General features: G+C 52.9%; 25 protein-coding genes and 1 pseudogene. 16 read left to right on the top strand and 10 right to left on the bottom strand.

Features of this window, described 5'->3' with window-relative positions; translation table 11 throughout:
• Window positions 1-3: 3 nt before the first annotated feature.
• The gene (locus DQM29_RS13785) at window positions 4-1,002 is read right to left on the bottom strand and encodes a 4-hydroxythreonine-4-phosphate dehydrogenase PdxA (protein WP_111741224.1); all 999 of its coding nucleotides are present in this window, start codon (window positions 1,000-1,002) and stop codon (window positions 4-6) included.
• Between the two features lie 41 nt (window positions 1,003-1,043).
• Entirely contained in the window at window positions 1,044-2,303 is a 1,260-nt protein-coding gene (locus DQM29_RS13790; RefSeq protein ID WP_111741225.1) for an MFS transporter, read from the bottom strand.
• A 503-nt stretch (window positions 2,304-2,806) separates the two neighbouring features.
• Here DQM29_RS13790 and DQM29_RS13795 point away from each other — a divergent pair.
• From DQM29_RS13795 to tkt, 4 genes are all read left to right on the top strand, one after another.
• A complete protein-coding gene (locus DQM29_RS13795) occupies window positions 2,807-3,775 on the top strand; it encodes a sugar-binding transcriptional regulator (protein ID WP_111741226.1) in 969 nt (322 codons plus the stop codon).
• 452 nt (window positions 3,776-4,227) lie between these two features.
• Window positions 4,228-4,686: a ribose 5-phosphate isomerase B gene (gene rpiB, locus DQM29_RS13800; protein WP_111741227.1), complete on the top strand. Its 459-nt coding sequence runs from the start codon at window positions 4,228-4,230 to the stop codon at window positions 4,684-4,686.
• 185 nt (window positions 4,687-4,871) lie between these two features.
• A complete protein-coding gene (tal, locus tag DQM29_RS13805) occupies window positions 4,872-5,822 on the top strand; it encodes a transaldolase (RefSeq protein ID WP_111741228.1) in 951 nt (316 codons plus the stop codon).
• 112 nt (window positions 5,823-5,934) lie between these two features.
• Entirely contained in the window at window positions 5,935-7,929 is a 1,995-nt protein-coding gene (tkt, locus tag DQM29_RS13810; protein WP_111741229.1) for a transketolase, read from the top strand.
• A 32-nt stretch (window positions 7,930-7,961) separates the two neighbouring features.
• On the opposite strand, the gene DQM29_RS18220 is transcribed toward tkt, so the two are convergent.
• On the bottom strand, window positions 7,962-8,135 hold the full coding sequence (locus DQM29_RS18220) for a hypothetical protein (protein WP_170126542.1): 174 nt from the start codon (window positions 8,133-8,135) through the stop codon (window positions 7,962-7,964).
• 16 nt (window positions 8,136-8,151) lie between these two features.
• Here DQM29_RS18220 and crcB point away from each other — a divergent pair, with 16 nt between their 5' ends.
• From crcB to DQM29_RS13850, 8 genes and pseudogenes are all read left to right on the top strand, one after another.
• Window positions 8,152-8,538 carry a fluoride efflux transporter CrcB gene (gene crcB, locus DQM29_RS13815; RefSeq protein ID WP_111741230.1) on the top strand — a complete coding sequence of 129 codons (387 nt, stop codon included), beginning with the start codon at window positions 8,152-8,154 and terminating at the stop codon, window positions 8,536-8,538.
• A gap of 440 nt (window positions 8,539-8,978) precedes the next feature.
• Window positions 8,979-9,650, top strand: coding sequence for a DedA family protein (locus tag DQM29_RS13820; RefSeq protein ID WP_111741231.1), 672 nt, complete (start codon window positions 8,979-8,981; stop codon window positions 9,648-9,650).
• Between the two features lie 164 nt (window positions 9,651-9,814).
• Window positions 9,815-10,126, top strand: a complete 312-nt coding sequence (locus DQM29_RS13825; protein WP_111741232.1) for an ElaB/YgaM/YqjD family protein — start codon at window positions 9,815-9,817, stop codon at window positions 10,124-10,126.
• Between the two features lie 9 nt (window positions 10,127-10,135).
• Window positions 10,136-10,531, top strand: coding sequence for a phage holin family protein (locus DQM29_RS13830; RefSeq protein ID WP_111741233.1), 396 nt, complete (start codon window positions 10,136-10,138; stop codon window positions 10,529-10,531).
• Window positions 10,528-10,824 (top strand): YqjK-like family protein, encoded by a 297-nt coding sequence (locus DQM29_RS13835; protein ID WP_111741234.1) that lies wholly within the window; start codon window positions 10,528-10,530, stop codon window positions 10,822-10,824. The genes DQM29_RS13830 and DQM29_RS13835 overlap by 4 nt, the downstream gene beginning before the upstream one ends.
• A 279-nt stretch (window positions 10,825-11,103) precedes the next feature.
• Window positions 11,104-11,499 (top strand): DoxX family protein, encoded by a 396-nt coding sequence (locus tag DQM29_RS13840; RefSeq protein ID WP_170126543.1) that lies wholly within the window; start codon window positions 11,104-11,106, stop codon window positions 11,497-11,499.
• A gap of 64 nt (window positions 11,500-11,563) precedes the next feature.
• Window positions 11,564-12,555, top strand: a pseudogene (locus DQM29_RS13845) (glutathione S-transferase family protein).
• A gap of 10 nt (window positions 12,556-12,565) precedes the next feature.
• Entirely contained in the window at window positions 12,566-13,420 is an 855-nt protein-coding gene (locus tag DQM29_RS13850; protein WP_111741235.1) for a pirin family protein, read from the top strand.
• Window positions 13,421-13,459: 39 nt separating this feature from the next.
• On the opposite strand, the gene DQM29_RS13855 is transcribed toward DQM29_RS13850, so the two are convergent.
• Complete coding sequence (locus DQM29_RS13855; RefSeq protein WP_111741236.1) at window positions 13,460-14,311, bottom strand: DMT family transporter; 852 nt, start codon at window positions 14,309-14,311, stop codon at window positions 13,460-13,462.
• Between the two features lie 29 nt (window positions 14,312-14,340).
• The gene (locus DQM29_RS13860) at window positions 14,341-15,252 is read right to left on the bottom strand and encodes a LysR family transcriptional regulator (protein ID WP_111741237.1); all 912 of its coding nucleotides are present in this window, start codon (window positions 15,250-15,252) and stop codon (window positions 14,341-14,343) included.
• Between the two features lie 241 nt (window positions 15,253-15,493).
• On the opposite strand from DQM29_RS13860, the gene DQM29_RS13865 reads away from it, so the two are divergent.
• From DQM29_RS13865 to DQM29_RS13880, 4 genes are all read left to right on the top strand, one after another.
• Window positions 15,494-15,979: a zinc-ribbon domain-containing protein gene (locus tag DQM29_RS13865; RefSeq protein ID WP_111741238.1), complete on the top strand. Its 486-nt coding sequence runs from the start codon at window positions 15,494-15,496 to the stop codon at window positions 15,977-15,979.
• Between the two features lie 464 nt (window positions 15,980-16,443).
• On the top strand, window positions 16,444-17,415 hold the full coding sequence (locus DQM29_RS13870; RefSeq protein WP_111741239.1) for an HlyD family secretion protein: 972 nt from the start codon (window positions 16,444-16,446) through the stop codon (window positions 17,413-17,415).
• Window positions 17,397-18,548 (top strand): ABC transporter permease, encoded by a 1,152-nt coding sequence (locus tag DQM29_RS13875; RefSeq protein WP_111741240.1) that lies wholly within the window; start codon window positions 17,397-17,399, stop codon window positions 18,546-18,548. Before DQM29_RS13870 ends, DQM29_RS13875 begins: the two co-directional genes overlap by 19 nt.
• A gap of 2 nt (window positions 18,549-18,550) precedes the next feature.
• Window positions 18,551-19,699 (top strand): ABC transporter permease, encoded by a 1,149-nt coding sequence (locus DQM29_RS13880; protein WP_111742102.1) that lies wholly within the window; start codon window positions 18,551-18,553, stop codon window positions 19,697-19,699.
• 54 nt (window positions 19,700-19,753) lie between these two features.
• Here DQM29_RS13880 and DQM29_RS13885 read toward each other — a convergent pair whose 3' ends face one another.
• The 5 genes from DQM29_RS13885 to DQM29_RS13905 form a co-directional block, all read right to left on the bottom strand.
• Window positions 19,754-20,542 (bottom strand): hypothetical protein, encoded by a 789-nt coding sequence (locus tag DQM29_RS13885; RefSeq protein WP_145960375.1) that lies wholly within the window; start codon window positions 20,540-20,542, stop codon window positions 19,754-19,756.
• A gap of 164 nt (window positions 20,543-20,706) precedes the next feature.
• Window positions 20,707-21,984 (bottom strand): TRAP transporter large permease, encoded by a 1,278-nt coding sequence (locus tag DQM29_RS13890; protein ID WP_111741242.1) that lies wholly within the window; start codon window positions 21,982-21,984, stop codon window positions 20,707-20,709.
• The gene (locus tag DQM29_RS13895; protein ID WP_111741243.1) at window positions 21,975-22,454 is read right to left on the bottom strand and encodes a TRAP transporter small permease; all 480 of its coding nucleotides are present in this window, start codon (window positions 22,452-22,454) and stop codon (window positions 21,975-21,977) included. The genes DQM29_RS13890 and DQM29_RS13895 overlap by 10 nt, the downstream gene beginning before the upstream one ends.
• Window positions 22,455-22,562: 108 nt before the next feature.
• Window positions 22,563-23,582, bottom strand: coding sequence for a C4-dicarboxylate TRAP transporter substrate-binding protein (locus DQM29_RS13900; protein WP_111741244.1), 1,020 nt, complete (start codon window positions 23,580-23,582; stop codon window positions 22,563-22,565).
• Window positions 23,583-23,714: 132 nt separating this feature from the next.
• On the bottom strand, window positions 23,715-25,169 hold the full coding sequence (locus DQM29_RS13905; protein ID WP_111741245.1) for a tagaturonate reductase: 1,455 nt from the start codon (window positions 25,167-25,169) through the stop codon (window positions 23,715-23,717).
• Window positions 25,170-25,440: the final 271 nt, after the last annotated feature.

Below are 25,440 nucleotides of genomic sequence, written 5' to 3' on the forward strand. Positions count from 1 at the left end.
TACTCAGCGGGCGTTTTTTGCCATATTGACGGTAAGTTCTAGCGCATTATGGAATGCTGACGGCGACGCCAGATTCTGGCCGTAAATGTTGTAGGCCGTGCCGTGGTTTGCCGTGGCGATAGCAATAGGTACGCCGCCCTGAACCGTCACGCCGCGCTCAAAGCCCAGCATTTTGATCGCAGAGGCGAACTGGTCGTGGTACATGGACACAACGCCGTTCAGCTTCTGATCCTGTACCGCTTTCAGCGTGGTATCGGCAGGGAATGGGCCATAGACGTCAATCCCCTTCTCGCGCGCCTTTTCCATCGCAGGCTTGATGATCGTAATTTCTTCATCACCAAACAGGCCACCTTCGCCGCCGTGCGGATTCAGCGCCTGTACGGCAATCTTCGGATTAGCGATACCCGCCTGCTTCAGCGTACGGTTCAGCAGCTCAATACAGTCCAGAACGGTTTCAACGCTCAGGTTGGCAACGATGTCCTTAAACGGAATGTGGGACGTCACGCGGCTGGCCCAGATACCGTCAACGACGTTCAGCTCGCAGGCAAAGTCTTTAAAGTTGGTCAGGTCGGCAAACCAGTGAAGCTCATCGCGGTACTTTAATCCGCCTTTGTGCATCGCCTGTTTGTTCAACGGGGCAAAACAGATCCCTGAGGTGTAGCCCGCAAGGGTCATATCGACGGCTTTTTTCAGCGTTTCCAGCATGTAAACGCCGCTCTGTTCAGTCGCCACACCGTACTCAAACGGTGCGGGGTGACTGCCCTTATGGTGCAACAGCACCGGCACGCCGGGTTTGAAGGCTACCTTGGCGATATCGTCAGCCTCTTCATAGGGGAAGCGAAGACCGGCAATCTTCATGCCTTTCTCCAGCTCGTCCCGATCGGCAATAATGGCGATGTTGGCTTTTTCGCGGTTCTCTTCTTGAGACAGCACTTTTGCCACCAGCTCAGGGCCTACGCCCGCTGGATCGCCAAGGACTAATGCAATGGATGGAATCGTCATAGTTGCTACCTACCTTTTGGTTAAAATCAAATCAAGTCGAATTATTGTTCCGGCACCTGCAGCGGTTTGTCCGGGCGCATAAAGAAAGTCAGGAAGATCCCCACTACCAGCAGCACGACAGAGCCGTAGAACGGCAGGCTCCAGTTGCCTGTTTTATCAATGATGATGCCGAAGACGATGGGCGAAATAATGCCCGCCACAGCAGAACCGGCGTTCATCAGTCCGCTGGCTATTCCGACGTACTTTGGCGTGATGTCCATTGGTACTGCCCAGATAGGCCCAATAGTGAGCTCAAGGCAGAAAAAGGCCACGCTCAGACATATGGTCATCACCAGCAGAGAGTTGGTGTTAATGACCGGAATAAGCAGAAGCAGCACAGTGATAAAGCTGAAAATGATGATATTGCGACGAGCCGTCACCAGATTGCCGGTCATCTTGAGCACGCGGTCGCTGATTATGCCGCCGACCGTATTGCCCACCACGCCGGAAAGGAACACGCCAGCGGTAAACAGCGCCGATGACTTCAGATCCATATCGCGACCGTGCATAAAGAAGGTTGGCAGCCAGGTAAAGAATAGCCAGCTGGTCCAGCCGTAGCAGAAGTAGACACCCATTGTCGGCCCCATACGCTTTAACAGCGGGCCCCACGGGGTTGGTTCAGCTTTAGCTTTGAGATCTTTCTTCTCGTAGACCGGTACGCCTTCCAGCTCTTCTTCCGTCATGCCGCTGTGGTCACGCGGATCGTCTTTAAACGAGATAATCCAGGACACCAGCCAGACGAAGGTAATAATACCCAGACTGATAAACGCGCCACGCCATGACCAAAAGGCCACCAGCACAACAATGATGGGTGGCGTGATCGCGTTGCCCAGACGGGAGAACGAGTGAGTAATACCCTGCACAAAGCCGCGCTGCTGCGGTTTAAACCAGTAAGTAATGGCTCGCGCTTGAGAAGGCAGCGCTGCACCTTCGCCGACGCCTAGCAGCAGTCTGGCCATGAAAAGAGAGATAAAGCCGCCGACGAAGCCGGTCAACATGGTGGCAATAACCCAGATAACGCCGCAAAAGATGATCATGCGGCGAGCGCCGAGACGGTCAACAAACCAGCCGCCGATAATTTGGAAAATGGCATAGGTATAGGCAAACGCCGAAAAGATAACGCCGAGTTCAGTGTTGCTAAGCCCCAGCTCGTCCTTAATCAATCCGGCAGTGGCCGCCAGGTTAACGCGATCCACGTACATCAGGAAAGACATTGCGCAAAACAGCGCAAGTATCTTGGTTCTGGCTTTAATTTGTAACATTGTTGTCCCCTGTGCCAGCGCTCTACGCCAGCAAGAATGTCAATCAGTCACACATGTCCACAGCAGTTAATATTTCCCTTTACGCTCGTTCATCCCGTTCATGCAAGAGCACTAAAACCCTTACGCTCTTAGCGAACCGTTGAGGAATGCCTTTGTTTTTTTAACGTTCCGTTACTTTTGCGTATTATCCTTAGCCGTGATAATACAAAAGAACAAATGACAAACTTTTGTTCAGCTATATCAGCAAAAATCCAGAAATAAAAAAAGATAACAGATCTCATTAATCGTCTTTTCAGCGTGGAGAATTCAAATTTCGTGAACTGAATCGCTTCTTCACTCCTTATAAAAAGAACAGCTGAAGAACAAATGAAGAATCACCCTTCACCAAGTGGAACAAATGTTCTAATATGACCTTTGCAGGTGAACATATCTGCCAGCGTTTAGAGACAACAAATAATAACAACGCTTTTAATCTCTACTTTTGACCTAGAAGGCATCACTCAATGGAAAAACAACGAGTTCCACAAGACAATGAGCTGCTGACCGAAATCGCCGTAGCCTACTATCAGGACGAAATGACGCAGGAAGAGATCGCCCAAAAGTTTGGCATCTCGAGAATTAAGGTTGGCCGCCTACTCAAGCGCGCCAAGACAGAAGGCATTGTCGAAATTACCGTGCGCTACCATCCGGTATACAGCACTCGGCTTGAGCAGCAGTTGATTGAACACTTTGGCCTCAAGCGCGCGCTCATCGCCCTTGACTACCAGGATGAAGATGAACAGCGACGCCAGATCGCCTCGCTGGTTTCCAACTATCTGGCGACTAACCTGAAAGACAACACAGTGCTGGCTGTTGGTCAGGGCCGTAATATCGCCGCTGTAGCGGATCACGTCAGTATCGTTCCAGAAAGAAGCTGCCGGTTTGTTTGCGGGATTGGCGGCACTCATCGCCCCGGTGACGCCATTAACGCTGACCACATCAGCCGCCGCATGGCGAAAAAGTTCGGCGGCACCAGTGAAACCCTATACGCCCCAGCCTACGTTGAAAACCGCGCGCTGAAAGAAGCGTTTATGCAAAACGGCACTATCAAAGAGACGCTAGACCGCGCTCGCAAAGCCGATATTGCTCTGGTCGGTATCGGTGACATGAACGAAAACAGCTACATGGTAAAGCTCGGCTGGTTTACGCCGCAGGAAATCGTCGACGCCAGTCTGCATCAGGGAGTCACGGGTGAAATCGGCGGCTATGACTTCTTCAATGCGCAAGGACAGCCCGCCAATACGGTGATGAATAACCGCGTTATTGGCCTAAGTACAGAAGAGCTGCGTCAGATACCCTGCGTGATTGCCATCGCGTCTGAAAGTACAAAAGCGTTAGCTATCCTTGGCGCGCTACGCACCGGCGCCATTGACATTATCGCCACCAGTGCGGCCAACGCCCGCACTATCCTGAACATGCTACAGCAGCCCTAAACGCTGTAACCTATATCCGGGGCGGCTTGCAGTAGCGCCCCGCTTTCTCAACCTTTCCAGCCCTTACAATTTCTCCCTCTCATCTCTTTTGCTAAACCTCTCCTACTACAACGCATCTATTGTTCAACACCATCTCATTTATTCAATTTTTGCCTTATAAATCGCTAACCTATCCGCTAACACGCGTTCTTTTCGGAGATCCACTTCGTTATCCACCCCTCATTTTGAGTAAAAATCACACCAAAACGAACAAAAGTTTATTGACTTAACATATGAAAAAAACGAACATGCAACAAAAGAACACAGTGCGAACTTTTGAAAAGCGCATGCACTGAACCGCCTTACAGAGAAATAAGACGCCTTCATCCGACATTAGCCAGTCGCTGTCGACGCCAGAGCGGTTCCAGTGCGATCTACAGAATTTCCGTTAAAATTTGTCAATGAGGTGAAATATGCTTCCTATAGCCATCGGCTGCGACGATGCGGCAATTGAAATGAAAAACCACATCGTCGCGTTTCTTAAACAAAAGGGAATCGAAGTCGTAGACTATAGCTGCGATCAGCGCAGCGAACCGACCATTTATCCAGACATCGCCGTTGAAGTGGCGCAGGCCGTAAAGGCCGGCAAGCACCAGCGCGGCATTCTTGTCTGTGGAACCGGCATCGGTATGAGTATTTCTGCAAACAAAGTGCCCGGCATTCGTGCGGCACAGTGCCACGATACCTACTCTGCTGAGCGGGCACGTAAGAGCAACAACGCCCAGATTATCTCTCTCGGCGCTCGCGTGATCGGCGTAGAGCTGGCAAAAACTATCGTCAACACCTGGCTGGAGTCTGAGTTTGACGGCGGTAACTCAGCGCCGAAAGTAGACAGAATTAGCTACTACGAACAGAAGCTACAGCAAAAATAGCCCAATACATCCCCGGTTTCTCCGACTTCCGGGGAACCGGTCCAGGCCTTCTGCTTTAGGAACTGGCGCAGCAGCATTGCTGCGCCAGATGCCTACGGCTACCCGCTCAGCGTCAGGCCGGCGCGTATTGCGCTTTGTTTCCTGTACGATGAGGGGATAAATAAAACAAAAAAGGACCCCCTTATATGAACCAGCTCGAGTCATTAAAACAGTTAACGACCGTAGTGGCTGACAGCGGCGATCTTGAATCCATCCGTCAGTTTTCACCTCAGGATGCCACTACCAACCCTTCCCTGATCCTCAAAGCAGCAGAGCTGCCCCAATACCAATACTTGATTGACGCCGCCATCAGCGACGCCAAAGCGCAGGGCGGCGATAAAGAGACCCAGCTTATCAACGCCAGCGACCGTCTGGCGGTGTATATCGGCGCCGAGATCGTCAAAACGATCCCAGGCCGCATTTCTACTGAAGTTGACGCGCGCCTCTCCTTCGACCGTGGAATGTGTGTAGCAAAAGCCCGCAAGCTGATTTCCCTGTACGAAAAAGCGGGCATCGACAAATCGCGCATTCTAATCAAACTGGCAGCCACATGGGCCGGCATCCGCGCAGCCGAAGAGCTGGAGCGGGAAGGCATCAACTGTAATCTGACGCTGCTGTTCTCATTCGCTCAGGCTCGCGCCTGTGCTGAAGCGGGCGTATACCTGATTTCCCCGTTTGTCGGCCGTATCTACGACTGGTACCAGAACCGCCAGCCGGTAGCTGACTACCAGGCCGACAGCGATCCAGGCGTAGTGTCCGTGCGCGATATCTATAACTATTACAAGCAGCACCGCTATGATACCGTTATTATGGGCGCCAGCTTCCGCCGTACCGAACAGATCCTCGCACTGGCTGGCTGTGACCGTCTGACCATTTCCCCCGCGCTGCTAAAACAGCTTCAAGAGGCTGACGGCCCTGTCGAGCGCAAGCTTGCACCTACTAACGATGTAAAAAATCGGCCGAACATGATGACGGAAGCCGAGTTCAACTGGCAGCACAATCAGGATGCGATGGCGGTAGAAAAACTGGCAGAAGGTATCCGATTATTCGCCGTCGATCAGGAAAAACTGGAAAAAATGCTGCTTGCTCGCCTGTAAATCACCGACTGGCACTAACAGCGAGGGCAAGGCTATCCTTGCCCTCACGCTGCCAGGCTAACAGACTGATTGACATAAAGAATGTGAACGCCGAATTTAAACGGAGCAAATAATGCCTTCTCAAAAAGAACTCGCCAATGCTATCCGCGTCTTAAGTATGGACGCCGTGCAGAAAGCCAAATCCGGTCACCCAGGCGCCCCCATGGGGATGGCCGACATCGCCGAAGTCCTCTGGCGCGGCTTCCTGAGCCATAATCCGACCAACCCCAACTGGGTTAACCGCGACCGCTTTGTCCTGTCCAACGGTCACGGCTCCATGCTGATTTACAGCCTGCTGCACCTCTCCGGCTACGACCTGTCTATTGAAGACCTCAAGCAGTTCCGCCAGCTCCATTCCCGCACTCCGGGTCACCCAGAGTACGGCTACGCGCCGGGCGTGGAAACCACCACTGGCCCGCTGGGTCAGGGTATCTGTAACGCGGTAGGGATGGCAATTGCCGAGAAAACTCTGGCGGCACAGTTCAACCGCCCGGGTCACGACGTGGTTGACCACTACACCTATACCTTCATGGGTGACGGCTGCATGATGGAGGGCGTGTCTCACGAGGCCTGCTCTCTGGCGGGCACGCTGAAGCTGGGCAAGCTGATTGCCTTCTACGATGACAACGGCATTTCTATTGACGGCCACGTTGAGGGCTGGTTTACGGACGACACCGCCATGCGTTTTGAAGCCTACGGCTGGCACGTGGTGCGCGGCGTAGACGGCCACGACCCGCAGGCGCTGCGTCAGGCGGTGGAAGCGGCACAGAAAGAGACCGGCAAGCCGTCTCTGCTGATGTGTAAAACCGTGATTGGCTTTGGCTCGCCGAACAAGGCCGGTACCCACGACTGCCACGGCGCCCCGCTGGGCGACGCGGAAGTGGCGGCCACTCGCGAAGCGCTGGGCTGGACGCACGCCCCGTTTGATATTCCGGCTGACGTTTACGCGGCCTGGGATGCCAAAGAAGCCGGTAAAGCCCGCGAACAGGCGTGGAATGAGAAGCTGGCAGCCTATGCCAAGGCGCATCCTGAGCTGGCGGCCGAGTTCCGCCGTCGCACCTCCGGCGAGCTGCCGGCCAACTGGCAAAGCGAGTCAACGGCGTTTATCGAAAAGCTGCAGGCCAACCCGGCCTCTATCGCCAGCCGTAAAGCCTCTCAGAACGCGCTGGAAGCGTTCGGCAAGGTGCTGCCGGAGTTCCTGGGCGGTTCCGCTGACCTGGCGCCGAGCAACCTAACCATGTGGTCGGGCTCGAAGTCCATCGTGGAAGACGCGGCGGGCAACTACATTCACTACGGCGTGCGCGAGTTCGGCATGTCGGCCATCATGAACGGTATCGCCCTGCACGGCGGGTTTATTCCTTACGGCGCGACCTTCCTGATGTTTATGGAGTACGCCCGTAACGCCGTTCGCATGGCGGCGCTGATGAAAATCCGCAGCCTGTTTGTTTACACTCACGACTCTATTGGTCTGGGTGAAGACGGCCCGACTCACCAGCCGGTAGAGCAGATGGCCAGCCTGCGCTTAACGCCGAACATGCGCACCTGGCGCCCCTGTGACCAGGTGGAATCGGCGATTGCGTGGAAGTCAGCGCTGGAGCGTCAGGACGGCCCAAGCGCGCTTATCTTCTCCCGCCAGAATCTGGTACAGCAGCCTCGTACGGCGAAGCAGCTGGCAGACGCGGCGCGCGGTGGCTACGTGCTGAAGGGCTGTGAAGGCACGCCGGAGCTGCTGCTGATTGCCACCGGTTCAGAAGTGAGCCTGGCGGTGGACGCGGCCGAGAAACTGGCCGCAGAAGGGCGTCGCGTACAGGTTGTTTCCATGCCCTGTACGGAAGCGTTTGACGCGCAGGATGAGGCCTACCGTGAATCCGTGCTGCCTTCAGCGGTCACAGCGCGCGTTGCCGTGGAAGCGGGCATTGCTGACTTCTGGTACAAGTACGTTGGCCTGAACGGCCGCATCGTTGGCATGCGCTCGTTCGGTGAATCTGCACCAGCAGAGCAGCTGTTTGCCGAGTTTGGCTTCACGGTCGACAACGTGCTGACGCAGGCTCGTGAGCTGTTGAAGTAACGCTTAGGCATACAGAGCCTCTAGAGGCTTTCTTAAAAATAAGCGACAAACGCCGCCCGCCGTTTTTTCTCACCGGCGGGCGGCGCAATCTCATCTTCCGCTATTCCCACACGTCCTTCACAGGTAAGATAGGCCACAGACACCGCACGCCCGTCGAGCCGATTTGGCGAACGACGTCCTCCGGCGACATCACGTATCACTGACATATCAGAGGTTTCTCACATGGGCTATTCCGTCACGCTAGCTATCGTGGCCTTTGGCGGCGCTGTTGGCGCCATCAGCCGTTTTCAGATAACAAACTGGTTCTCCCAGTGGTTTGGTAACAGCTTCCCCTACGCTACGCTGGCAGTAAACGTTGGCGGCTCTCTTATTATGGGGCTGCTGATGGCCGCGCTGACCCAAGGATCTCTGATCTCTCCCCACTGGCGACCTCTTATCGGCGTTGGATTTCTCGGCGCGCTAACGACGTTCTCTACCTTCTCTTTCGATACTCTGGCGCTGTTCACTCAGGGCGAATGGCTCAAGGCAGGTATCAACATCGTCGCTAACGTTGTGCTGTGCCTGCTAGCGGTCTATATCGGCTACCAGTGCCTTAACAAGGCTGTATAAAAGTTATCCACAGGCCGTCGACAGAACGTCGGCGGATCCCATCATTTTTTTGGTATTTATCAAAAACCGTGCCCGGTAACAGTGCTATGCTGCGCCGTCGCCTCTGTAAAGATATTAAAAGATAATTAATAAACGTACTAAACCGGTCTTTTTATCTGTCGTGACAAAATGAACTTTGATACAGTGCCTGCACCGTTTTTCGCGCCTTTGCCCGTTTGGCAAAAGAAGAAGAGCCTTGGCGCAGCCCAATATCAGCATAGGGTTAGGCTACACTGATAGAATATATGGCAGTATCGCAACACAATTATCCACAGATGTGTTTTGAAGGCGAATCTAAGAGTCTGGCGACACTCCTGTCCGATGTGATAAATGGTGATATGTGCGGTAAACCGTTTTATCCAGATAGGCACTCCGGCAACACCGATGTTTAGGAATACGAAATGGATGTAATACATACCCTCTGGCAGGCCCTCTGGCACCACGACGTCGCCATGCTGACGAACCCTTCTCTGGTTTGGACACTATACGCCATTCTGTTCACTATCCTTCTGTTAGAAAACGGCGTTCTACCGGCAGCGTTCTTACCCGGTGACAGCCTGCTGCTGCTAGTCGGTGTGCTGGTCGCCAAGGACGCCATTAACTATCCTATTGCTCTGGTCGTTTTAACAACCGGCGCCAGTATCGGCAGCTGGATAGGCTTCCTTCAGGGTCGCTGGCTCGGCAATACTAAAATCGTGCAAAACTGGCTTTCCCATATTCCTCCCCACTATCATCAGCGCGCTCATCACCTGTTTCATCGTCACGGCTTGGCTGCCCTGTTTATTGGCCGTTTTCTGGCGTTTGTCCGTACCCTACTGCCAACGCTGGCGGGTATCTCGGGCCTAAACGGCAGCCGCTTTCAGTTCTTTAACTGGATGAGTTCTTTCCTGTGGGTGTTCATTCTTACCGCTCTCGGTTACGGGCTGGGCAGTTCTAAGCTCTTTGGTCAGTATGAAAGCCAGCTAATGAAGTGTCTGGTGCTGTTGCCAATCGTGCTGCTGGTTGTCGGGCTAGTTGGCTCCATTATTGTTATCTGGCGCAAAAAGCGAAGCCAAGCGGTTAGCAGCAAATAGCCAAAGATAGACTGAGTTAGCGGCGCTTTATAGCGCCGCTTTTCGTTTTAAAGCGCATAAAACTCCCCTCAATGTGGGGAATAAATCGGCAGCATCGTCTTTAACAACAGTTCATAATGAACTATGTTTAAATGAGTATTTCACTTAACGAAAGGACGAATCCTATGACCAAGAAAACAGAAAGCGTTTCAGAGCCGCTCCATGAAGAGCTGCAAACTCTGGTAGACACACTGGAGGAAACCCTTCAGTCCACCACCGAGCAATCTGGCGCCGAAATAGAGAAACTCTATACCAAAGCGGAAGGTCTGCTCAAAGAGGCACGCGCTCGCCTGAGCGAAACCGGCGGTAAAATCGTCGATCAGACAAAAGAAGTGGCGGACAAAGCGGACAGCTATGTTCATGAAAAACCTTGGGCCAGCGTCGGTATTGGCGCTGCCGTAGGTTTGGTGCTCGGCGTACTGCTGTCCCGTCGCTAAGGCGTTTTCATGCCAAACACAACAGCCTCTCAGGGCCCCGGTCGCGGTGCCCTGAGCGTTGTACAGCGCATATTTACTCTGCTGCTAAGCATTGCACAAACCCGTCTGGAGCTGGCGGCCGTTGAGCTGGAAGAGGAAAAGTCTCATCTAGTACAGCTGCTTATCATGGCGGGGTTAACCCTGCTGTTTGCCGGCTTTTGCCTGATGGGGCTGTTTATTCTGGTCTGCCTGGCAATAGACCCCGCTTATCGGGTTGTAACGCTTATTGCCATTACCGGCACGCTGTTCTGCCTAGCCATAGGCGTTGGCTTTTGGACGCTGTCTAAAGCCCGTCGCTCCACGTTTCTTAAAGAAACGCGAGCGCAGTTAAAGAACGATCGCCATCGTCTGGAAAAAGACCGATGAACGAGCGCGCTTTGCAACGGCACCTAAAGAAAGCGCAGCTGCTTCAGCGCATTGAACAGCAGCGTGTTCAGCTTTCCAACGAGTGCCAAAACTGGCTGGACAGCACGCAAACCTTAGATAACAGTTGGCAGAGAGCACGTCGTCACCCTCTCCTTGTCAGTGCCGGCGTTGCGCTGGTAGCTGTTTATGCTCTGCGTCATCCCCGCAGGCTGCTGCGCAAAGGGCAGTGGGCGCTATTTGCCTGGCGCGGAATAGACTACGCCAGTCAAATCCTGAAAAAATCATCGTTCTAACAGGCCACCTCTCAGCCAACTCAACACAACCAACAGTAATTCTGATTGCCAAAATCAAAATTCATGTGATAGTTGCTCCCGTTATTTCATATACCCCCATTTTTCCTTGCATATAGAGCCTTTTTATTTGGTCATATTTTTTGAATAACTCGTGCAATTCTTCTTACTAACAACCCAGACGATCCTGAACTACGATTATCCCTGTCAACAACAACGCGTTTATTCACACTGTGATGAATAAACCAAAGCGATATATTTTATTCAGGAGTCGTAAGTACCATGAAAAACCTAACCCATCTGGCACTGCTGGTCGCGCGTATTTTAATGCCGGTTCTGTTTATCGTTGCTGGCTATGGCAAATTGGGAGACGCCTATGCGGGAACGCAGCAGTACATGACAGCGATGGGCGTACCCGGCTTTATGCTGCCGCTGGTCATTTTACTGGAGCTTGGCGGCGGTCTGGCCATTCTGTTTGGCTTCCTTACCCGCACCACTGCACTGTTCACAGCATTCTTCACGCTGATGACTGCACTGATTTTCCACCACGACTTCGCTCAGGGAGTTAACTCTTTGATGTTCATGAAAAACATGACCATCGCCGGCGGCTATATTCTTCTGGCCGTAACCGGCCCGGGCGCCTGGAGCATTGACGGGCTGCTGAAGAAAAAGTGGTAAGCCTGACGTAACGTTTAACGCGCGCCGCCTCAAAGGCGGCGCGTCTACATCTGGAGGTAGTAAAATGGGACAGCTTGTTAACGGCGTCTGGCAAGACGTTTGGTACGATACCGCATCAACCAAAGGGCGCTTTGAGCGCATGCCTTCCCGGTTTCGCAACTGGATCACCGCCGACGGGCGCCCTGGCCCCACCGGAGAAGGAGGATTCAAGGCTGAACCCGGCCGCTATCATCTGTATGTTTCCCTCGCCTGCCCCTGGGCTCACCGAACGCTAATGGTGCGCAAACTCAAAGGGCTAGAGAGCTTTATCGACGTAAGCGTGGTACACCCGCTGATGTTGGAACACGGCTGGACGTTCGATACCGACTTCCCTGCTGCCACTGGCGATGCCCTGTTTGGCCTATCGTATCTTTATCAACTGTATGTCAAAGCTGCCCCAACTATACCGGACGCGTTACTGTGCCAGTGCTGTGGGACAAGCAGACAAACACCATCGTTAACAATGAGTCTTCGGACATCATTCGCATGTTCAACGACGCGTTCAACGGCATCGGCGCGCAGGAAGGGGATTATTACACAACTGAGCTGCGTGAACAGATCGACGATCTTAACGCGTGGATCTACCCCACTGTTAACAATGGTGTTTATAGAGCCGGATTTGCCACTCAGCAAGATGCCTATCTTGAAGCGGTTGAGTCACTGTTTCAGTCACTGGATACGCTGGAAGAAAGGCTTAGCCGCAGTCGCTTTTTAACCGGCAGTCGGCTGACAGAGGCCGATATTCGGCTGTGGACTACACTGCTGCGCTTTGATCCGGTGTATGTCACCCACTTTAAGTGCGACAAAAAGCGTATCAGCGACTACCCCAATCTCTATGGCTTTTTACGAGACATCTATCAGATACCGGGTATCGCGGAGACAGTGAGCATTGACCACATTCGTCACCACTATTACCGCAGCCATAAAACCATTAACCCGACGGGAATTATCTCTATCGGGCCGCAACAAAACCTCAACGAGCCGACGCTTCGCGCTACGCTCGGCGAAAGCCGATAAGGAGTCAGCAATGAGTACTGTATTTCGCCGTATTGCCACTGTCCTCCCTGCCATTGCCACACAGGACGGCGCGGGCGTCAGCCTGAAGCGAGCGCTGGGGCAAAGCGATCGACAGAGAATGGATCCCTATCTGATGATGGATGTCTTTTTCTCTCAGGATCCAAAAGACTATTTGGCCGGCTTTCCCAGCCATCCGCACCGCGGCTTTGAAACCATTACCTACATGCTCGAAGGCAATATGCTGCATGAAGACCACGTTGGCCATCGCGGCGAATTGAAAACCGGCGGCATCCAGTGGATGACTGCGGGTCGGGGCATCATTCATTCAGAGATGCCGCAGCAGGTAGACGGCGCTATGCGCGGCTTTCAAATTTGGCTCAACCTGCCGCGCGATGAAAAGATGAAAGCACCTGCCTACCAAAATATCGAGGCCGACGGCCTGCCTAAGATCGCGCTGTCGAAAGGCGGTGAAATCACGCTGATTGCAGGAACCCTCGAGCTAAATGAAAAGCGCTACCAAAGCCCAGTGCAGGCATCGGTCACACAGCCGCTGATTGCCGATGTTCACCTTGCACCTGATGAGGAAGTTGAACTGCCGATCCCTGAGGAGCTTAACGCTCTGCTGTTTCTGTTTGAAGGGAACGTTGAAGTGGAAGGCCAGAGCCTGCACTCTGACCAGAGCGCCCTGCTCACTTCTGGTAGCACTCTGCGCCTGAAAGCAGGGAAAATCGGCGGGCGCGCTATGCTGTTGGCGGGTAAACCGCTCAACGAGCCGGTTGTTCAGTACGGCCCGTTTGTCATGAACAGCGTGGAGGAAATTCAGCAGGCGATAGACGACTACAACAGCGGTCGCTTCGCCTATTAAACGTATAGCAGGCGGCTTTCAGCATCAGGCCGCCCGTGTTTATCCCTTTTGGCGGCTCGACCAGGCAACGGCCAGAATAATCAGCGCGCCGCCAATAATCGTTCGCAGCGTCGGCTGCTCGTGAAACAGCGGCCAGGCCACGGCAATGGCATACACGGGTTCCAACGCAATAATCATCGCCGACGTTCGGGCATTAATCACCCTAAGCGCGTTGATAAACAGACTATAGGACAACCCAGTGCACAGCAGCCCCAGACAGGCAATCCACACCCAGTCCAGAATAGGTACCGAAGACACATCCCCGACGGCAAACGGCAGTAAGCACAGCATTACAGACAGACTTTCCCACCAGTTGACCTGTACCCCCGACAGCGTCGCCGCCACCTTACGATTACCAAGGGTTAACATAGCGTAGGTTAGGCCTGAAACAATCCCCCAGAGCAGCCCCTGAGTAGCGCTCGCCGTAAAGTCGACCTCTGGCGTCACTAAAATCAGCCCCAAAGACACCAGCGCGATCAGCACGTACTCTGTACCCATCAGCCGTTCACGAAACATCAGGCTTTCAAACAGCGCGACAAAGGCGGGAAACGCAGCAAAGCCGAGCGTAGCCACCGCCACTCCGCCCACTTTAATGCCGATAAAAAAGGTAACCCAGTGCGCTACCAGCAAAGTGCCCAGCGCCAGCAGGCAGGCAATCTGCTTCACGCTTAAGCCTTTCCAGGGAGCTCGGCTGTCCTTCAGCAGCATGGCAGACAGTGCCATCAGGCCGAATGCCGCCCGACCAAACACCAGTACGGCTACTCCGCTAATAATCAGCTTGCCAAAAATGCCCGACAGGCCAAACAGCACTGCCGCAATGTGCATTTGCAGCAGCGCGCTACGACGCGTCATGCGTTATTTTCCTTAACATACAGAAGAGGTTAGTCAGCTTTAGGCTTCGGCTCAACCAGCAGCTTAGGGATCTCCCGCAGCAGCCAGGCTTTCGCTTTACCGATCTGATCCCGTCGCCAGGCCATCACGATGTCAACGCGGCTACCGGGATCGTCACCAATCACCTTCAGCCTTCCGGCATCCAGATCGGGCTGAGCGATGTCTATCGGCAGGGTCGCAATCCCCAGTCCGGCCAGCAGAGCGCAGTGTTTATCTTCCATAGAGCTGACCGTCAGCCGGTGCTGTTTTTCCAGCAGCTTAACGGTAACCAGAGGGCGTTCTTTAGCCGTATCGGCGATGGCAATCCCGCGATACTTCAGGCGAGTGGCTTCATCCAGCGGTGAGGCCTCTTGGTGAATGGGGTGATCCGGCGCCGCCACGTAGTAGCTCATCAGTGAATACAGCGGTGACGTATTGATTTCTGACGATGGGCGCATGTGGTCTGAGGGACCGATAACGATATCGGCTCTACCCTGTTCCAGTCGCTCCCAGGCCCCCGCCAGCACTTCCGTCATGATGCTTATCTGGGTATCGGACTTTTCCGCCAGCCGATCAACCAGAGGAAACAGCCGCTTGGCCGGCACCAGGGTTTCTGCAACTATGTTGATGTGAGTTTCCCAACCGCGAGACAGCGCCATGGCGTCTGTTGTCAGCTTGTCCGCCGCCTCAAGAAGAATCCGCCCTCTATCCAGCAGCAAACGGCCAACGGGAGTGAACTTGGTGCGATGCCCTGAGCGATCGAACAGCAGCACGTCCATCTCTTCTTCCAGCTTCTGCATGGTATAGCTCAGCGCCGAGGGCACTCTTCCCAGCTCTTCTGCCGCGGCAGCAAAGCTCCGGCGGCGCTCGATGGCGTCCATCACTCTTAACGCTTCAAGCGTCAGCGCTTTGTCTTTATTCATCGCATTTCGTCAAACGGTTGGTTAATAAGAAAACATCAGACTAACGTGTAGGTCGTCGGGCGTCCAGTCGCATCAAATAAAATATGGCGTTAAAGGCGTCTTAATCCCGCTATTTTTTATCGTTCAAGAAATATTATTCTTTCACCTAAAAAGCCGTTTGACACATTGCCCGCTCTTCGATAATTTTCCGAGCGGCTAACGCAGTAGGTTTAGGTTTAACAATAAAAAACAGGGATGACATATGATTATTTGGGGCAGTAAGTCTAGGGAAAAAGTTGAGTCACAGGGAGAGTTCCACTGTCCAAACTGTGACGGAGAAAAAAGAAACTACAGTCAAATCAAAGTATCCAGCTACTTCACGCTCTACTTCATTCCTCTTTTTCCAACGGAAACGCTGGGCAGGTACATTAAGTGCCAGACATGCGATTCTAACTATAACGAAGACGTTCTGGAGTACGTTCCGCCAACCGCGCGGGAAAAGCTGCAGTATGAAATCTATCAGGATCTGATTTCAGGCATGCCGACCCAGATGATTATACGCAAGCTTCGCAATCAAGACTGGACAGAGCAGGAAGCGGAAGAGATTGTCTATTCCGTAACCGACATGAATCACAGGGTTTGCCCAAACTGCAACTTTAACTTCCACGAGCAGGTAGACAGCTGCTCCAGCTGCGGCGTTGACTTACCTGAAGCACAGGTTGAGCACCCTAGAGAAGTCATTCTCTGATTAAAGCAGTCTCACGCTTTCTCCTTTATTCAGGGAGAAAGCGCCATACTGATAAGCAGCAAAAAACCTTATTCAATAAAACGCGTTAGCTACCATAAGGGTAAATTTACACGCTGCACGACGACAGCCATTGGCCTAGTCGGTACTTATTTCATGCTAAAAAATATAGCACGTTATGTTAACGGGTAATTATGAACCGCGTGGAGATTCAGGTAAGATCGTTTACGCCGCGCACAGCAGGAATCACGTATCCACCCCGTTAGTGAAAGCGTCAGCTTCTCTCCGCGTTACACAATACGTTTTTGGGCAATCTGTCTATTGGCCTAACTTCAGGCTAATATTCTGTTATGCAGTGGAACACATTTACTTCCTCGTTTAGCCGGTATTTATCCGGCTTGAACGGATCGCGGCGCTGCCGCTGACAACGCAAATCGCGTCGACTAAAACATAGCAATATTTGAAATATGAAGAAGCAATCCATCATCACGCTGCTGTTTATTATTACCGTCGTTGCGCTGGCCATTTTGTTCCGCGCGCATAACCAGTATGTGCTTTTACAGGGTGAGGTCGATGCGCCGGAAGTTCTGGTGACTTCAAAAGCCAAGGGGCGCGTTATTGAGCGCTACTTTGAACGCGGTGACGACGTGAAGGCAGGCCAACTGCTCATGAAGCTGGACAGCCCCGAACTGGACGCACAGGTTAAATCACTGGAAGCCGCACGCGATCAGGCTAAGGCACGGCTGGACGAGTCCCTGCACGGCACTCGAGAAGAGAGTATTCGCAATCTAGAGGCTTCACTGGCACAGGCTCAGGCAGTCTATAAAAATGCCGAAAAAGACTATTTGAGAAACCGCAGCATCGCCGCTCAGGGCTACGTATCCGCGACAATGCTGGATGCCTCATTGAAGGCTCGCGATACGGCACAGCATCAGGTCAACGCAGCAAAAGCCCTGCTGGATCAGGCCGTACACGGCGATCGCTCTGAACAGAAAGACGCCTTTGTCGCCGCGCTGCATCAGGCGGAAGAAAATCTGACACAGATAAAAATTCAACAGGAAGACCTGCTGGTTAAAGCCCCTGTTGACGGTGAAATCGGCACCATTCCCGCCGAACTGGGAGAGCTGCTCAACGCCGCTAGCCCTCTAACAACAATTATCCGCCTGCCGGACGCCTACTTTGTCTATAACCTTCGCGAAGACGTGCTGGCTCACGTACGCAAAGGGGATAAAGTCATGCTACAGGTACCGGCACTCAACAACCTTCAGGTTGAAGCAGAAGTTCGGTTTATTTCCCCCATGGGCGACTTTGCTACCAAGAGAGCGACACGGGCAACCGGCGACTTCGACCTGAAAACCTTTGAAGTGCGTCTCTACCCTTCTAAATCCATCGACGGGCTGCGTCCCGGTATGAGCGCTCTATGGAAATGGGAAGACTAAAAGCAGGCTGGCGCTGCTTTAACCGCTCGTTTAACGTGGAGGCGCTAGCCGCCTCCCGCAGCATTGTTGTGCACTGGCTAACGTGGATTTTCCCGCTGCTGCTGTTCACCATTATCTGCGCCAACTTTTCAGCGGGTACCATGCTAGAGCTGCCGGTTGCTGCGGTAGATAACGACCACTCGACACTGTCGCGTAAAATTATCCGCGGGCTGGATGCAGGCTCTCACGCTCAGGTCTATCAGTACGACGATGGACTGGAACCCGCCCTAGTCGCTCTGCGCTCGGCGGAAGTCTACGCCCTGCTCTACATTCCCCACAATTTCGAAGCCGACGTGCTGGCCGGGCGGCAGCCTAGCCCGGTGCTTTACTATAACGGCCTGTTTTACGGCGCAGGGCTCTATTCCACGCAGGACTTTCCCGGCCTGACTTCAGAATTAAACCAGCTTTATTCGACTATCGTAGCGACGGCTATCGGCCATCCGCTTCCTCCTCTGGCGCAGGTGAGCCTGTCTTATGAAAGTCTGTTTAACGCCAGCGGCAACTTTATCTACTATCAGCTGTTTGCCGCCACTGTGCACATTCTCCAGCTGTTTGTCGTCACCTGTACTATCTACGTGCTTAGTCGTCGTAAAATTCTGCTCAACGCTCGGCCATTTGGTCTGGCTCTGCTTGGCAAGCTGGCGCCATACACTATTGGCTATACGATCCTGCTGCTGGTAGAAATTGCCATTATGGTGTTCTACTCCGGCGCGCGTATTAACGGCAACCCGCTGTTTATGCTGGCAATTGGCTTTTTCTACATTATGGCCGCCCAGAGCATTGGCCTACTGCTGTTCACCTTTACCAAAGATATTATTAGCGCCTATACCCTGATTGGCCTTTTGGTAGGGATAGCCATGACTTACTCAGGCACCGCCGTTCCCGAGCTTTCCATGCCGCTGATTGCCCAGATTATCGCCAATATTGAACCGCTGACCCACGCGCTCTACGCGCTGTTTGACGTGTTCCTACGTGGGTTTCCGGCGTCGTCGCTGTTTTACGTCTGCGGCCTGCTGTTCATTTACCCGCTGATTACCGCCCTTCTGGTGCGTAAACGCTTGCCAAAGCGCCTGTTGGGGAGTGACATTCGCTGATGATAAAAGCCTACTTTCGCGGTTTCATGATGATCCTGACGCGTCTGCTGGAAAAGCCAATGTGGCTTATCCTGATCTGTTCGCTGTGCGTCATGAGTCTCGCCTACGCCAATAAAACCGTCTGGGATCTGCCCGTAGCCGTCGTGGATTTAGACCACAGCTCCGCCAGCAGGATGGTCACCCGCAGCCTTGACGCCAGCGCTAAAATCGCCGTGATAGGCTATAGCGATATTGAAAGCGCCAAGCTGGATCTAATAAACCGCAGGCTGTTTGCCGTTATCGTACTGCCGCACAATATGGAAAAGCGCATTCTGCACGGTGAGAATGTCACCATTCCCGCCTATGGTGATGCCACCAGCAGGCTGGCAAATGGTCAGATAGAGCGCGACGTAGTGGCGGCCTACCGCACGATGACAACCGCCTACAATCAGGAAATCCTGATGAATAACGGCTTTACGCCGCTGCAAATAGACCGCATCCTTTCGCCGATTAAAGCGCAAACTATCGACCTGTTTAACCCCGGCGTCAGTTTTGCCGCCATTACTTTCCCCGGCCTGATGGTGATGCTGCTACAGCACTCCCTGCTGATTGCCGGCACCCGCACCAGCATCGTGCTGCACACGCTACCGCAGGGTAAGCCGCCGCTACCGGTCTACCTTGGATGCCTGTCAGCACTGATCCCGATTTGGATGTTTTTATCCATCGTGCTGTTTGTCGTCTGGCCGATGATTCTGGGGTATCGACAGACGGCTCCCATTCCAGAACTATTGCTGCTGACGTTCCCCTTCCTGCTTGCCACGCTCGGCTTAGCCAAGCTGATTACCGAATGCCTGCGCAACGTCGAGCTGGTTTACCTAACTCTGGCTCTGGTCACAACGCCAGTGTTTTATATTTCAGGCACTATCTGGCCGCTGCAGTCGATGCCAAAATGGGTGTGGTTTATTACCCATCTGCTTCCCTCCACTTGGGCAACCAAGATGATCGCCAGCGTCAACCAGATGGGGCTTTCTATGAGTGAAGTAGGCTTTGAGGTCGTTATGCTGCTAGTGCTCGGCGTGGTCTACGCTACGCTAGGGTGGTTTGTCGGTGCCTTAAGAGACGGGCGCTTGAGAATGAGCCTAAGAAGGCGCGGCAGAGTCCACCGCACCTGAGAAAGTAAAGCACACAGCGCCTGCCACCAGAAATACAGCGGCACAGCACAAGGGCTACGGTTTCGGTGAATACGCTTCTGCGGCCTTCTTCAACAGCGGTATTGAAGCCTTTAGGATCGGCGCACTGTTTCCTTCCAGCGTATACACTTCCGCACTGCCTGAGTCAGGCGTGCGGAAGTCCACTTTTATCACCGACGTTTCTTTCAGCTGACCGACAAAGTCCGCAGCGAGTTCGCCGTCGATATAGGGCTGTTCATTCACCGAAGCCAAATTTTTACCGTCAATCACAACTCGGGTTATCCTGTCTGTGGCCTTTTTCCCCATGCTGATCAGGTAGCCCGCAGGAACGTTTTCTGGCAATTGCCCAGCCAGATACTGCAAATAGAACCGATCCCCTTTGACGTAGCACGCCTGACCCACATCCCTTGACTCGCAGGAGAAATCCCAGCCCAGCTCACCGCCCACAAAGCCGACAACCGCGCCGCCAGTGTGATTCACTCGGTACTCCACGCCATCGATCGTCCCTTCTTCCCACGCCACGACGTTTGCTACGCCCTCATTGTGGTAGTCAGGATACAGGTTGCACTTTATTTTCCCCCCAGGAAGCAGCGGGCGTTGCGAGAAGGGTAGCGAATTAAACTGAATTTTGTACTGCTTAATGTCTCCGATCCCTTTATGTAGCATAAAGTCGTTGCAGCCCAGCGCCTTGATGCTGTCCTGAGTAAACAGCCACGCAGTCTCTGCTGGAGGCAGATCTCGGGACTTAGCGGGAGCAAACTGTTCATAGGCCATTGCGCCAGAAGAAAGACAGAGCGACAGCAGCGCCGCCGCCGAAAAAAGCATGTTTGTGCCAGAGCCATTCATTTTCTATTTATTCCATGTGGCCAGAGGGATGAACATTATAGCCGCCGCCAGATGTCAGAAACATGATGTAACAATCACCTATGAACAAAAATGGCATAAAAAACGGGCGCCAAAGGCGCCCGATGTAACTTCAAGAATAGCCCCTACAGGCTGGGTAAAAACGTCGTGAAAATGGGGAAGAAGGTAATCAGCAGCAGCACAACAAGCAGCGCAATAAACATCGGCCATACTTCCCGTATAAATTCCGAAATCTTCACGCCGGTAATCGACGTCGCCACAAACATTACTGTTCCCATCGGCGGCGTCAAACAGCCGATAGCCAGATTCAGGATCATCACCAAACCAAAGTGAATGGGGTCTATATCCATCAGCTTCACGGTAGGCATCAGCAGCGGAACCAGTACGATGATCGCCGCGTTCCCTTCAATGAACATCCCCAGCACCAACAGTACAAGATTGACGATCATCAAGAACACGTAAGGGTTGTCGGAAATGTTGGTCATGGTTTCCGCTACGTCTTGAGCTATCTGTTCATTGGTCAGTACCCAAGCCAGCGCGGAACAGGTCATGATAATCAGCATCACGCCCGCAGTAGAGCGCGCCGTTTCAAGCACTGAGGCCAGAATGTCCTTTAGCTTCATTTCCCGATAGAACAGCGTGCCGACCACAATGACGTAAATAACCGCTACTGCACCAGCCTCCGTTGGCGTAAAAATACCCAAACGAATACCGCCGATAATCACTAATATCAGAAGCAGTGCAGAAATAGCGCCTTTGCCGGTTTCCCACAGCTCGGCAAAGGTCGGCCCACGGGTGCGAGCGGGCTTGTAGCCGCGCTTTTTAGCAATAAGGTACACCGTCGTCATCAGCGCGACGCAGCACATCAGGCCAGGAATAATCGCCGCCATAAACATTTTGCCAACCGAGACGTCCGCCACAAAGGCGTAAATAATCAGCGCAATGCCGGGGGGAATAATCGGCGTAATCAGCGAGCCCGCCGCGGTGATAGCCGCCGAGAAGCCCCGGTTATAGCCCAGCTTGGTCATTTCCGGCACCAGCATCTTGCACAGCATGGCGCAGTCAGCCAGGTTGGAGGCGGAGATCCCGCCCATCATGGTGCTTAAAAGAACGTTAGACTGTGCCAGACCTCCGGGATAGTGACCAGAAAGCACCTCAGTAAACTTCAGCATTCGGCGAGTAATGCCGGTGTAGTTCAGCAGGTTGCCCAGCAGAATAAAGAACGGGATCGCCAGCAGCGTGACGTTCTCTCCTGAGCCGATAATCCGCTGAACCGCAATAAGCGGCGACACGTCCCCTGCCATAAAGAAGTAAGTCAGCAGCGCCACCAGCACGCTGGTAAAAACAGGGACGTTAATGAAAAAACAGAAAATTAAGACAATACACGCAGCGGCTACTGACATTTCGCCTCCCCACCGATCAGTTTCTTCATATCCTGATAAAGATGCTGAAGACAAAACAGCACCATCACAAACGCGCCAATCGGCACAGCGATATCAATATAAAAATAGGAAATGGACAAAATAGACGTCAGCTTGTCTTCAGCAATTTCCGCCAGTTCGTAGCCCAGATAGCCGAAAATCGACAGTGCCACGATAGAAATCAGGTCGGTAATAACGGCAAACAGCACCTGCCCTCTCGGCGGCAGCATAGACGTGAAGGCGTCAATGCTGACGTGCATGCGCTTTCTCATTGCCGACGCCGCCCCCAGCATGATCATCCAGATATAGCAGACGATCAGCACTTCCTCGCCCCACACTAGCGGGTCATTGAGCAGCCAGCGCATAAATACCGCCACCACGGTAATGCCAACAATACCGATCACGGCCAGCGATGCGAGCGCGTCGGTGACTTTTCCTAACATCCTGAACATAGGATACCCCTCATAACTCCAAGCGAACCGGCTGCGTTATGATGTGTTGAATAAGTGATAAAGAGGCCTCGATCCGCCGTCCTGACTGCACGAGGCCCTGTGACAGGCTTATTGCTTATTGATGATTTCCTGCGTTTTTTCGTACAAACCCGGTGTCCACTCAGGGAACTTACCGTAGAAAGGCTGCACCGCGTTTTTAAACAGGCTGCGGTCTACCTCAACCACCGTCACGCCCTCTTTCTTCATTTTCTCAATCGTTTCCTGCTCTTGCTTCAGCACTAGATTAGTCAGGAACTGTCCTGCTTCGTCGCCAGATGCCACGAGTGCGCTTTGAATGTCATCCGGCAGCTTTTTGAACGTTTTGTTACCCATGACCAAGTTGGTCACGTTCTCCACGTGACCAGTCAGGATCAGGTACTTCGCCACTTCGTAGTGCTTCTGGCCGTACAGCACCGGGATTGGGTTTTCCGCACCGTCGATCACTTTCAGGTTCAGAGCGGTGTACACTTCTGCCAGCGGCAGAGGTGTCGGAGTGGCTCCCATAGCTTTGACGCCTTCAATTTGAATGCGGTTATTTGGCACGCGGATTTTCATCCCCTTCAGATCTTCAGGCGTTTTCACCATCTTGTTAGTCAACATATGGCGGGTGCCGTACAGCCAGTCCTTGGTAATGATGTGCAATCCCTTGGCGTCTAGCTTGTTCTCCAGATCCTTATACCAGTCAGAGGCGTTCAGCTTATAAATGTCCTGATAACTGTTGCCCAGATAGGGGCCAAACATGATGCCGAAGTCCGGCACGTAGTCAGAGAAAAACGCGCCGTCCGCCAGCGTAATCACGGGACTGCCGAGCTTCATCTGTTCAATAACGTCTTTTTTCGAACCCAGCTGAGAGCTGGGATATGGCACTAGCTCCCCCTGACCGTTGGTTTTTTCATTAAACAGACGCGCCCATTCGCGGATCGCCAAGTCAAACGGCTCTCCCGGGTTGTTTTCATAGGCCACTTTCAGAGTGTATTTAGCGGCAGCAAGCGCAGAACCGCTAAAGCTGGCAATGGCGAGCGTTGCGCCAAGCGCCATGGCTAACAGCTTTTTGCCCTTGTTGTTATCTTTAATGCTAAACATTTTCATTATTATTGTTCTCCAGATCTGAAAGCCGGAATGCAGCCGGCCTCTGTGCATGGGTCACCGTCTCAACAACGGCGGATTTAGGGTAGTACAGAGACGCCCTTTTATCGGGCGTCGATAAAACACGGTCGATGTCTATTTCAGACGCTCAATCACACTCTTGATACCCTGAGCATTGAACTGCTTCATCGTCTGATAAACGGCTTCTGTCAGCCCGGGAAGCTGATTGAGGTCACTTTCCCACAGGTCGGTCATGCCCAGCGCGTTCTTCACCAGCTGTTGGAGATCGGTATCATACAGCGGCTTCCAGGCCTCAAAGCGCTCAAGCAGGTGACGATCGTCCGACAGCGGAATGGTTTCCCCTTGAAACTCTCCGCGATAAAAGAGCAGCAGCGCCGCCAGTGCGGCTGCAATGTGCGCCGGTGGCTTGCCGAAGCGGCGACTGTAGGTCAGCAGCTGGGGCAGCAGTCTCGTTTTAAACTTGGTGAGCGAGTTAAGCGAAATGGCCTGTAGCTCGTGGCGAATATAGGGGTTACTAAATCGGGCAGTGACGTCCTTCGCGAACTGCTCCAGCTCTGAGGCCGGTAGAGACAGAGTTGGGATCACCTCTTGATTCAGCAGGCGGTGAATAAAAGCCGAAATGACAGGATCCGCCATCGACTCACCAACAGTGCGCAGCCCCGCGAGGTAAGCCACTGGCACCATCGCCGTATGCGCGCCGTTCAGGATGCTGACCTTACGCTCTTTATAGGGGCGAATGTCGTCCACAATGTGAATATTTAGCGCAGTGCGATCGAGCTTCAGCTTATCCCGCAGCCACTGCGGCCCCTGAATGACGAACAGGTAAAAGTATTCTGCCGTCACCATAAAGCGGTCGCGATAGCCGAACTCCTGTTCCAGCTTGTCGATTTCTGCGTGGGGATAGCCGGTAACGATGCGGTCAACCAGCGTCGAGCAAAAGGTGTTGTCCTGACCGACCCAGTCAACAAAAGCCTCCTCCAGCTGCCAGAGGCGGGCGTAGGCCAGCACATATTCCTTCAGCTTCTCGCCGTTGTAGTCAATCAGCTCACAGGGCACGATAATTAAGCCCTTGTCGCTCGCACCGTTAAAATGGCTAAAGCGATGGTGTAAAAAGCGCGTCAGCTTGGCGGGAAACGTCGCCGGAGGGCGGTCGTCATAGCGGTCGCTGTCGCTATAGCTGATACCGGCTTCGGTAGTGTTAGAGAAAATCCACTCAAGCTCAGGATTTTCCGCGCAGGCTAAGTAGTCCTCAAACTCTTTGTAAACAGCGATCTCTCGGTTAACCGAGCCAATCAAACGCGGTTCAGCGACGGGCTGCCCCTGCTGGTTCAGGCCGCGGATCACGGCAGTATAAAGTCCGTCCTGTTCGTCAAGCTTAGGCTGAGGCGTGTCGATTGGGCGAATGATAGTAATACCGCTGTTAAAGTCGGTTTTTTCATTCAGGATATCAACCATCCAGTCGATAAACGCGCGTAGAAAATTGCCTTCGCCAAACTGAACGATTTTTTCCGGATAGCGCGCCTTGGGAAAATCCTGTCGGTTTATCTGCCGAGGTGAGTTGCACTGCATATCACAATCCTTCCTTCTTCTTTTATATTGAATCAAGTTTGTTTTATTTGCTGTTGGGCAAGGACACCTGATGAGGGAAGAGTAGAGAAAGCGATTCAAGTTTGAGATTTTCTTATATCAAGATCGTGCGATAGATTCTGTTTTGCTGTTTTTAATCCGATTTTATTCATTAAAAAACAGATTTAAGCCGGTGAAACAATTAGAACATGAATCAATAATCACCGTAAATAAAAGAAAGAATTGACCTGTCAGATCTGGCGCTGAAACGTTA

Origin of the sequence: Leminorella richardii (genome assembly GCF_900478135.1) — a bacterium.
Lineage (GTDB): Bacteria > Pseudomonadota > Gammaproteobacteria > Enterobacterales > Enterobacteriaceae > Leminorella > Leminorella richardii.